Annotated in this window: 8 protein-coding genes; 2 read left to right on the top strand and 6 right to left on the bottom strand. The window is 42.6% G+C overall.

Features of this window, described 5'->3' with window-relative positions; genetic code table 11:
* Window positions 1–198: 198 nt before the first annotated feature.
* Entirely contained in the window at window positions 199–1,215 is a 1,017-nt protein-coding gene (locus AAEY75_RS06185) for a cell division protein ZipA (RefSeq protein ID WP_201549106.1), read from the top strand.
* A 508-nt stretch (window positions 1,216–1,723) separates the two neighbouring features.
* Complete coding sequence (gene ligA / locus AAEY75_RS06180) at window positions 1,724–3,790, top strand: NAD-dependent DNA ligase LigA (RefSeq protein ID WP_201550320.1); 2,067 nt, start codon at window positions 1,724–1,726, stop codon at window positions 3,788–3,790.
* Window positions 3,791–3,849: 59 nt separating this feature from the next.
* Here the strand turns inward: ligA and dcm are convergent, their stop codons facing one another.
* From dcm to AAEY75_RS06150, 6 genes are all read right to left on the bottom strand, one after another.
* Entirely contained in the window at window positions 3,850–5,115 is a 1,266-nt protein-coding gene (dcm, locus tag AAEY75_RS06175; RefSeq protein WP_197215863.1) for a DNA (cytosine-5-)-methyltransferase, read from the bottom strand.
* Window positions 5,115–6,131 carry a hypothetical protein gene (locus AAEY75_RS06170; protein ID WP_197215865.1) on the bottom strand — a complete coding sequence of 339 codons (1,017 nt, stop codon included), beginning with the start codon at window positions 6,129–6,131 and terminating at the stop codon, window positions 5,115–5,117. The genes dcm and AAEY75_RS06170 overlap by 1 nt, the downstream gene beginning before the upstream one ends.
* A gap of 167 nt (window positions 6,132–6,298) precedes the next feature.
* A complete protein-coding gene (locus tag AAEY75_RS06165; protein ID WP_197215867.1) occupies window positions 6,299–6,835 on the bottom strand; it encodes a hypothetical protein in 537 nt (178 codons plus the stop codon).
* A 229-nt stretch (window positions 6,836–7,064) separates the two neighbouring features.
* A complete protein-coding gene (locus tag AAEY75_RS06160) occupies window positions 7,065–7,493 on the bottom strand; it encodes a hypothetical protein (protein WP_201549104.1) in 429 nt (142 codons plus the stop codon).
* Window positions 7,494–7,808: 315 nt separating this feature from the next.
* Window positions 7,809–10,271 (bottom strand): YgiQ family radical SAM protein, encoded by a 2,463-nt coding sequence (locus tag AAEY75_RS06155; RefSeq protein ID WP_352259076.1) that lies wholly within the window; start codon window positions 10,269–10,271, stop codon window positions 7,809–7,811.
* Between the two features lie 253 nt (window positions 10,272–10,524).
* Window positions 10,525–11,199, bottom strand: a complete 675-nt coding sequence (locus AAEY75_RS06150) for a YidX family protein (RefSeq protein ID WP_352259216.1) — start codon at window positions 11,197–11,199, stop codon at window positions 10,525–10,527.
* Between the last annotated feature and the right edge of the window lie 442 nt (window positions 11,200–11,641).

Here is an 11,641-nt window from a genome sequence, read left to right as displayed (position 1 = left end):
AAATTATTTAAATTCAACTATAACTGGCAGGGCACGGCTAGTGGTATAGTTGAAGTTGAGGTGGTAACGTTACACAAGTATGTCGGGCTGACGGTAAACGATGACTATATGGTGACGAGCTTAATTAGCCATGCTAGACTATTGCCATTTGTCGCCTCTTGTGTATTCCCTTTTGTCATATATTAGGATGTATTTCTCATGACCGCTATTCAGTTTATATTGATCGCCATTGCCGCATTTATCATGCTTGCAGGGCTGTTTATGGTCATTCGTAGTTTTAAGCGCCGCAACAGCGCTGAAGCCATGGCGGTCAACTATGATAAAAACGGTATTCCCATCATACCGCGACATGAGCGAAACCTCGTGGATCAGCCAGATTTTGATGACACCGTCGCAGGCGAGACCAGTATTGCACCTGATCGCAGCTATCTCAATGCAGTCGTCGAAGAAGAGACGTTGACTCAACCGCATGCACAGCAGACGGCTGGACATAACGATATCATCAGTGAGTTAAATGACGATCACAGAGACATGGTTGAAGATGATAGTTATGCACGCTGGCAGGATGAGCAGCAGCGCAGCGAAAACACTGAATTTGCAGCAGCATCTGAGCAGATAAATGCCGAGCAAGAGCCTGATGCGTTTTCTAGCTTGATGTCGGCGACAGACAGTCTGATGCCATCGATTGATACGGTAGAAGAGCCGAGTTTTGATAATAATAGTCCGATTCTCGATCAGCATCTGTCAGAGCCTGTTGACGAAGCGCAAAACGGTCCATTGATTAATGCTAAAGACAACATCAACATCACCATCTTGCCGCACCAATATCGTGATCGTCCAACCGCGATTATCCGTGGTCGTGATTTATTGAAATTGATTGATAAATACGGTTTGCGCTATGGCGCGATGAATATGTTCCATCGTTATGAGAAAAAAGACGGCACAGGTATGCTGTGGTTTAGCATGATGGGCATCACCGATAGCGGTATCGCGCCTTTTGATCCGCATAGTGTGGCGACCAATACCTATCATGGCGTGGTGGTATTCTTATCTTTACCGCATCCGCAAGCGCTGCGTAGCTTCGATAGTATGATGAGTATTGCTTATATGATGGCCAGTGATTTGGATGCGATTATGCTGGATGAAGAGAACGAACCAATCACCTCTGAGTATAAGCAGCAGCTACGAAATCAAGTCCGCGACTATGAAGGTTAGAAGCTTGAAGGTTAGAAGCTTGAAGGTTAAAAGCTTGAAGGCTAAAGGTTACGGAAAGTAAGAGCTGGTTAATATTAGAAGTCATATAAAAGGCAAATAGCGATTGACGTTATTTGCCTTTTTTAATGCGCGTTCATTTCTGCAAAATTCTAGGGCGTGTCTTCAATTCACTCGATAGTCATCTAAATGGGCTAAAAATGGCTAAATCTTGCCAAACATCGTCAAATAGCTGGCTAATATCCCGATATTATCTGCGCTATTTTTCTTGTTTGACGGCAATTTATCTCATTTGTATCGCCATTTTTGAAATGAAGACACGCCCTAGAGTCGGTTCAAGATATAGTTGATTCCAAATATTTTCGATACAAGGAAGCCGAGTGCAAGCTATACATTAGTATGGTTAGTGAGGATGACGATGTAGCGGATTTATATGGGATTGACTATACCGAGTATCCTGCAAACTTGTTATCATATCGGCATCTTGAATGACAAAAAAAAGACACCGACTATGACTGATCCTATCTTATCGACCGCTGCTCAATCAGCAACCAATCAAAAAACAACTGCGCAAATCGTTGCCCAAATGCGCACACTTATCGACGCCATTAAAACACACAACTATGCCTATTATGTACTCGACAATCCGATCTTAGAAGACAGTGAATACGATCAATTGCGCCGTTCGTTACTTGAGCTTGAAGAAGCATACCCAGATTTGGTACAGCCTGATAGCCCCATCAATCAAGTCGGTGATATGCCGCTATCTGCCTTTACCCAAGTGACTCATGACATCCCCATGCTGTCACTGGGCAACGTTTTTGACTATGACGAATTACATACCTTTATGCGCCGCGTCAACGACCGTCTAAATGATGCGCAAAAAAATCCTGAGTATGAGATGGAGCTAAAGCTTGATGGATTGGCCGTGTCGCTAAAATATGAGCATGGAAAATTTGTGCAAGCCGTCACGCGCGGTGATGGGCAAACGGGCGAGGATATTACTCAAAATACCAAGACCATTCGCAACTTGCCACTTTGGCTCGCGGATGCTGCTGACATCGAGTTGTTAGAAGTCCGCGGTGAAGTGCTGATGCCCAAGGCAGGTTTTGATCGTCTCAACCGCCTAGCAGAAGAGAGCGAAAATAAAACCTTTGCTAATCCACGTAATGCCGCCGCTGGGAGCTTACGTCAGCTTGATCCCAGTGTGGCAGCCAGTCGCCCACTAGCGTTCTATGCTTATTCTATCAATCAAGGATTGCCTGAAACCATCGAAACCCAATCAGCAGGCTTGGCTTGGCTAAAAACCATTGGCTTTACTGTCAGTGCGGTAGAAGTGGTCGCAAACCCACGTGCGGCACAAACCTATTATGAATCAGTAATTGAGAGCCGTGCCAGTTTACCGTTTGAAATAGACGGCGTGGTGATTAAGGTAAATAACATGTCATTGCAGCAGCAGCTTGGGTTTCTGTCACGTGAGCCACGCTGGGCGACTGCCTATAAATTCCCTGCCGAAACGGTGATGACGCGTCTAAATGATATTGAGTGGCAAGTCGGGCGTACCGGTCAAATCACCCCAGTTGGTAAGCTCGAACCTGTCAAAGTCGGCGGCGTCACCGTCAGTAATGTCACCTTGCATAACTTTGGTGAGATTCAGCGTTTGGACGTGCGTGCAGGCGATCTGATCAGCGTACACCGTGCTGGTGATGTGATACCGAAAGTCAGCCGCGTTTGGCACGACCAACGCCCAGCCGATAGCATGCCAGTCACGCTACCTGCTACTTGTCCGGTATGCGACTCGCCTGTGGTGCTACCAGAAGATGAAGCATTGGCACGCTGTACTGGTGGCCTATTTTGCCCTGCGCAGCAGCAAGAAGCATTGATTCACTTTGTCTCACGTCGTGCCATGGATATCGATGGACTTGGCGCGAGGTGGCTCCTTAGCTTTTTTGAGCATGGTCTGGTTAAGACCGTCGCTGATATCTATCAACTGCACAATCATGCAGATGAGATGGTCACGCTAGAAAAACTGGGCGAAAAGTCAGTACAAAACATCATCAATGCCATTGAAGCCAGTAAGCATACTACGCTCGCACGTTTTATTTATGCGCTTGGCATACGCGGTGTGGGCGAGGGTACGGCACAAAACTTTGCTCAGCAATTTGGTGACCTCGACAGCCTGATGGCAGCCAGTATTGAGACTCTGATTAAAACCCCTGACGTTGGTACTATCACTGCTGAGTTGGCTTACGAGTTTTTCCGTGCACCGCATAATATCGAAGTGATTAATTCATTGCTTGAAGCGGGTGTCTATTGGGATAAGGTCGAGCAAAAATCTGCTGGAGACTTGCCACTTGATGGGCAGACGTGGGTCATTACGGGTGCGCTGGAGAAAATGGCACGTGATGAAGCCAAGGCTAGACTGCAAGCACTTGGCGCAAAAGTATCAGGAAGCATCTCAGCCAAAACGACTGCGCTACTAGCAGGAGATAAGGCTGGCTCTAAGCTCACCAAAGCAGAAAAGCTGGGCGTCAAAATTGTGGGTGAAGAAGAGTTTTTGGTGTTGGTTGGGGTGTAGGGTGAGGTCAAAGTAGGATTTTATAAAGTATGAATTGAGTTCTTAAATAACCCTAAAATTTATTTCAAAAGATTAGGGTTATTAATTAAAACATCTTTAACGAGTGCTTTGATTACTGGTACGCTGACTGCGTTACCCAATTGTTTATAAGCAAAGTTATCTTTAGGATGTAATTTATATGAGTCGGGAAAACCCTGTAATCTTGCACATTCTCTAGGGGTTAAACGACGTACACGTTCATTATGATATATTCCTAACCTATTAGAATCAGAGGCAGTTAAAGTTATTGAGATACTATCAGGGTCAAGAAATTTAAATACTTCAAATGACATGTTTCCTGCTACTAAGTTGTATAGACCATCTTTCTCTTTAATATAGCGCTTTAGTAGTAACGAGTTAATAATCGAATCAATATCATCATGTAGATAGAAAGTGCTAATTTGTTCTTTACTTAAGGCTTTCCCATCTTGATGTGTACCAAAAATATTTTTCCGACGATTGGCAATTAACAAATCCATAAATTCAATTTCATGATTATTACACTCACCCCTTAATCCTAAATCCCAAGAATGTATAGAATTTCCACCTCGACTATCAATTAGACGTATACCATGTAACTTACTTAAGTCTCCTTTTAATACTTTTTTTAATTGATCTGTGAACTCTTCAGAACAGTTATAATGTGAACTAGGATTAGGTTCTAAAATATCTCTGACTAATATTGATTTGTTGTCATGAAATAAATCATTATTTATTAAGTTCTCTTTGAACGCGTGTGAATCTACAGCCCCAACATCGCTTGGTAATGTTATTTTAGGAATAATACCTTTGACTGCTACTATGTAAATCCTTACGCGATTTTGAGCTACGCTGTAGTTGCTTGAATTAAGTAATCTATATTCAAATTTATAACCTAAATCAATCAAGACATTTTTAATAGTAGCAAATGTTTTACCTTTATTATGGTTTACTAAGCCTCGCACGTTTTCAAGGATGCATAAAGACGGCTGATTGCTTTCTATTAAACGTGCTACATCGAAAAACAGTGTACCTCTGGTATCTTCAAAGCCTAATCTTTTACCAGCCGAAGAAAAAGCTTGGCAAGGAAATCCTGCCAATAATACATCGAAATCTTTCACATTAGATAATTGTGTAATATCACAATATGGGTTTTCGCCAAAGTTTTCTTCATAAGTTTTACATGCTTCTTTGTCTATTTCTGCACTGAGAACGCATTCAGAGTTTATATTCAGCTCATGCAAGGCTTGTTCGAAACCAAGTCTAATGCCACCTGTTCCAGCGAATAAATCAATAAATCTAATCATTAAATATTGTCTTTTATATAATTAACCATTTGCAGTAACCCAGTATCAGAAAAATTCACAGTACAATCACTATAGTTTAATATATTTTGTACAGCACTTTTTCTTTGAAAGTTACCTGAACCATCTATAATATAACCAACTTTATGGTCATGTTGGTGTGCGAGTTGCTGTCTGTTATTAGCATTCTGTGCTTTTCTCTCAATTACAGAGTTAGTAGTAACTTGGAAGCTCACCTCTATACCTATAGAACGATTAGTGTTTGAATTAGAAACAACTAGATCGAATTTAGTTAGCTCCGCATCATTCAAGGTAACATTTACTAATGTATGCCCATCGAAATTATAGTAACCAGGTAGCATCTTTTGTAGTTTATTTTTAATATAGGCTTCGCAAATATACCCCAAGTCATTAGCTGTAGAACCACCAATCTGGCGGCTAACAAATAGGTAGCGTTCTTTGACGTATTTTTCTAATTTATCAGGGCTTCCTATCATGCTGCCGATGATAGCTTTTTCTAATATCTCATCTGGTAACTTAGAAGGGTCTGTAGTGTTTGCTCCCCAAATCAATAGCATACAGACATCAAGCATATCATCATTAAAGTTCTGACGGTTCTCAAGCAGTAGAGATTTTTCAATCCTTAACTTTTTATTGTTCCAAACGCGTTTATCAGTTTTACTAAATTCATGAGTATGAATAACATTATCAAATTTGTATTCTAGTTTTTGTTCAGGGAATAGTTGAAAAAAATCTTTTGAGTAGCGTTGTAGGCGTTCTCCACCAATATCCGTAAGTACCATAAGGTGCTTTAAGAAAAGATTAGCTGATAATGCTTTATTTTGGATAAGTGCCTCTTTCCATGCATAAGGACTGGCATCAGCTACTTTTAATAAATTTAAGAAGGTATCTTGTGTCTCAAGAAGAGGGATTAAAGTGCTTTTATCAGCCGCTTCTTTAACTAACTCTGATGGCCAGTAATTGCATGCGTTTTGGGCTAGATCGTCAACTGTTTGCATAGAATAGTATAGCCTCTATTTAAGAAAAATGAATTTTAGCATTAAATCTACTAAGTATGTACAAGTCATAGATATCTAACGTGAATTATAGTTAGTAGCCGACTAATTCTAATAAATAGTATAAAGTTTGCTACCTCTTGCACCGAAAAGGCCGTAGAGCAAATACTCTACTCCACCATCTCGCTATGCGCCTTCACATCACCTTTCTTACCATCTGGCACAATCACGATAGGTAGCACCAGCCCTTTTGCAAAATCATCAGAAAACACATAATCGTAGCTACTGGCAGCGATGTCGGGCGTGGTATGAATGATAAGGGTCATGTCTTTGCTATCAGTTAGCTCATGCGAGACATAGGTCTCACTCAACTGATCCAAGGCTTTTGATAGCGCCTCATTACTTGCCATGCTCACCGTCAGATTATGCTGCGCCGTAGTATTATCCACTTTGAAGTAATCCGCATAGTCCTGCACATTTTGACTATCGAGCGCAAACGGATACTGATAATTGCTGATATCAGCAGGTGCTTCACCGCTCGCGACTAGAGACCAGTCGACAGTATTCTCCGCTACTTCTGAACTTTCTGCGGTCGTGACAGCAGCTTCAGAGGTTTGGCTAGTCGTCTCAGTATTGTTGCCACAACCTGTTAGCACCCACACACTGGCCATCGTAATTATTAATGTACTCATTAAGCGCTTAACCATCGACGTATCCTCTTGATTGATCATCATCGTATTGTATATATGCGCTATTTTGACAGCTTTCGTTATGGTTCTCTAGAGAAATGCAGTAAACAAACGATTGTTATACCAACATCCATAAGACAGGCAGGTTATATAAATAGGCAGGTTGTATAAAAATGCGCACAAAAAAACAGCCACCTTATGATGACTGTCTAATGTGTATTATCACTTTCTATTTATGATTATTTTACTAGATTTGGCAGCTGACATTATATTCTGTACCATCTGCCCATTTGATAGCGAAGATGCCTTTGTCTTCTTTCATGTGCCATGCATAGACCGCATCTGGACTTGAATCATTGACATAGCTTGCGACATGATCTTGCGCATCACCATTTAAGATAACTGGCTGTGATGCCCATTTTACTTTAGGTAATGTCACGTTTAGCATGACTTGTTTTTTATTGATAGATTGTTTTGCCGTGATGATGCTGTCATCTGTACAAGTGTAAGGTGCGGGTGCCATACGATCGTAAGCGGCACTAGGCATGGTCTCTGATGCAGTTGTGTCTGACTCAGGCACGTCTGATGTATTTGGAGTAGTCGGAGCAGTAGTTGCACAAGCGCTTAATAGGGCGAGGGCAGGTAGAGCTGCGATAATTTTAGTAAGGGTATTCATGGTCTTCTCCAAAGATATAGACGGTATCATGTAATTATATTTAAGTATGCATTAAGCTTATAGCCATATAGTACCCAAAACAAACATAGGTAAATGTTAGAAATTGTTTGTTACATGTTTGCTTTGTCACACAATTGCTGACTAATGTAATGTCTCATTGTGAGTGCTTTAGAAGGTATCTAAAGCCGTAGATGATACTGGTTAAAAATTATCTCACACACATAAAAAAGCGCCTATCGATATATGAATCGATAGACGCTTTTTTGTTTTACTTAACATGCTCTGAATTGAGCATGCATTTCTATATCATGAACGCTACTTGGTTTTGCGCGGTGGCAGACCCGTATGCTGGGTTTGGAAGTTGCCCTTGCTGACACGCTTTTTGGTATTTTTGCTGGCTGTTTTTTTACCCGCAGCGCCTTGAGTAGAGGTGTTGCTACGCTTCACCGAGTCATTGCCAACACGACTGTTCTTTTTACGCGCTGATTGATAGCTGTCTTGTGCGGCATCGCGGCCTTCTAAACTGGCGTTAAATGGTGGAATCAAGCAACCACGGTTTTTACCAATCAAGTCACTACGTCCCATATCTTGTAATGCTTTACGCAACATTACCCAGTTTTTTGGATCATGATAGCGCAAGAACGCTTTATGCAATTTACGCTGCTTGCCAGATTTGACGATATCCATGTCACCTTCGTCACGACTGATCTTATGTAGCGGATCTTTGTGCGTGTGATACATGGTGGTCGCCGTCGCCATCGGGCTAGGATAAAATGCCTGTACTTGGTCAGCACGGTAGCCATGACTTTTGAGCCAAATAGCAAGATTCATCATGTCTTCATCTTTGGTGCCTGGATGCGCCGCGATGAAATAAGGAATCAGATATTGCTCTTTGCCTGCTTCTTGGCTGTACTGTTCAAACATGGCTTTAAACTTATCGTAGCTGCCCATGCCCGGTTTCATCATTTTTGATAGCACGCCTTCTTCAGAATGCTCTGGCGCAATTTTCAGATAGCCACCGACGTGATGACTGACCAATTCTTTGACGTATTCAGGGTCTTTAACAGCCAAGTCATAACGCAGGCCTGAAGCGATCAGGATTTTTTTCACGCCTTTAATGTCACGCGCTTTGCGGTATAGTTTGGTCAGATTACTATGATCGGTGATTAGGTTTTCGCAGACGTCAGGGTATACACAAGAAGGCTTACGGCAGTTCTTCTCGATCGTCTCATCTTTACAGCTAAGGCGATACATGTTTGCCGTTGGGCCACCAAGATCCGATATCACACCCGTAAAGTTAGGTGCAGTATCACGAATGGCTTCTACTTCGCGCAATATAGAGTCTTCTGAGCGGCTTTGAATAATGCGACCTTCGTGCTCAGTGATCGAGCAGAACGTACAACCACCGAAACAACCACGCATGATATTGACCGAAAACTTAATCATGTCATAAGCAGGGATACGCGCATCGCCATAGCTTGGGTGTGGCAAGCGGGCATACGGCAAGTCAAAGACGTAATCCATCTCTTCAGTTGAAAGTGGCACTGGTGGCGGGTTCAACCACACGTCAATTGAGGTGTGTGAGTTGCCTGCACCGCTACTATGACGCTGAACTAGCGCGCGGGCATTACCGGGATTGGTCTCAAGATGCAAGATACGGCTAGCATGCGCATAAAGCACTGGGTCAGATTTGACGTGCTCATAATCAGGGAGACGAATGACAGTTTTTTCACGTGGCGGCATTTTTAGCTTATGCTTGCGCGCCGTCATCGGCTTATTGTTTCTTCCTTCAGCAGTATCAAAACCACGCATTTGTACCACTTGCGTCTCTTCATCTACTTGGTCAGCATTGATGATTTTATTGGTCACAGGCTCGGCGACAAACCCTTTATACTGCGATGACATTGAAGACATAGCTTGGCCAACAGGCGAGTCGCTCGGTTTTTCTTGCTCGATAGAGCATTGATCGACGTCTTCAGTCATGACGTAAGGGTTGATAATCGGATCAACACGACCGACGGTATCGACATCATTACTGGCGACTTCGGTCATATCATCTTGCCAATGGCGGCGTGTTGGCGTCAATAGATATGACGTACCACGCAGCTTGCTCATTTGCTCAAAGCTATAGCCTTTAGACAAACCATGTACCACATCGACGATGGCGCGCTCAGCATTACCGTACAATAAAACATCGGCACGGGCATCCATCAAGATACTACGACGGACTTTATCCGACCAGTAATCATAATGAGCGATGCGGCGTAGACTGCCTTCGATACCGCCTAATATGATTGGCACATCAGGATACGCTTCGCGGCAGCGCTGGCTGTAAACGATAGCGGCGCGGTCAGGGCGTTTATTGGCGACGTTGCCTGGTGAGTAAGCGTCATCGCTACGGATTTTACGGTCAGCGGTATAGCGGTTAATCATGCTATCCATGTTGCCTGCGGTCACGCCATAAGCATAAACAGGTTTGCCCAGTTCCATAAAGGCGTCTTTGCTCTTCCAATCTGGCTGAGCAATGATACCCACGCGAAACCCTTGCGACTCTAATAGACGACCGATGATCGCCATACCAAAGCTTGGGTGATCGACATAAGCATCACCTGAAATGATGATGACATCACAGGCATCCCAGCCCAAATCATCCATCTCTTTGCGACTCATAGGCAGATAGGGCGCAGGCTCGTAGCAGCTCGCCCAGTGTTTGTCGTAATCGAAAAGAGGTTTTGTGCCTTGTTTAAAGGCGGTGCGGGCGATGGTATCGGCAGACATGGGCGGACCTGTTGAATAGAAAAATGGCACTAAAAAAAGCCGTTATTTATTAAAAATATTAACGGCTCATTTAAAAGCGCTCATTTTAACATGAATCCAACTCACTATGCGACCTATTCTACGATGGGCGATTAATGATAAGTTATTGATAGCATGAGATAATCTATAAGTAAAAAGGTTCCTAAACTGTTAGAAACCTTTTTGATTTAACCCGTTATTCTTGAGTTACCCTGTCATAAGTACAGAAAACTGACTACTCTAATAGCTGAAACGGAAAGGTAACCACGTCAAACGCTAGGGCAAAAGGCAGCAATACAAGCTTCTGCGCCGTATTTGCACCACTACTAGATACGTGGCTCTGCGTGGTTTTTGAATAAAAACTCACCATATAAGGCTTAGATAAAGGACGGTAATTCGACTGGATCATGCTTAGATTACTGACCTGCGGATAGATAGCGCCTTTAACCGGAACGCTAAAACAAAAGCGCTGGGCATTGATGCGCTGATCACTGGCTGAGGTACATTCTTTACCACTGTTTTGCAAAAAGAACTGATAGTCAGAGCGCTTAAATTCGTCTTTTAACTTGGCATAAGAAAGCTTCATCTCTCCCTGAAAATAACCATCATTATTTGGCACATAAAAATTCATGTCGTTATCGACTTGGATATTTTTTGGCGTCAAGCTACCTAGCAAGCTGATCATCTCTGTCCCACCTTGGGTCAGCACATAGCTGTTCTTTTCACCGACGATAACCATGGACGCGTTTGGCATTTTTGGCAACGCTTGAGCGGGACGACCAAAAGCAATGATTTGATCTTCAGACAACACATTCTTGGTGGTACTGGTGCTGGTATGACTGTCACTGTCTAATAATGAGCTAGTGGCACAGCCTGAGGTCGCTAATAATGCCATCAATGAGGCACCCATAATCACTGCTTTTGAGTTAAATTTAGCTGGTAATGCAGTGTGATGCTTATCGCTTTTACTGGTGCTTTCTAGTTTGTCTGCAGGTGTGCCTTTGTGCTGAGTCATGCTCTATTTCCTTGTCTATGATGATTGACTATCGACTATTGATATTGATTCTCTGTTTGATGGTTATTATCAAACTTTCGTTGATATGGTACATGGTTTGGACATGCCTTATCTACTCATTATTCATATTCTATTGAACAAAATACTTTGGCTACTGCTAATGAAGTAGAACAGAAACTAAGTATCAATTTCGTACTAGGCATCTTATTTTTATCAGTCTACATCTCGGCGTTTATTTGATGCTAGATGAACAATCACAGGTCTGTTTCGACTAAAGGTTACTCTTTTTCTAAAGTAGCTATTTTATTTTCCCAATGCCCAAAGTACGTTTTGGCAT

The organism is Psychrobacter sp. TB55-MNA-CIBAN-0194, from assembly GCF_040309505.1.
Classification (GTDB): Bacteria; Pseudomonadota; Gammaproteobacteria; order Pseudomonadales; family Moraxellaceae; genus Psychrobacter; species Psychrobacter fozii.
The sequence above is the reverse complement of the archived record's forward strand: the minus strand, read 5'-3'. Positions and strand labels throughout refer to the sequence as shown.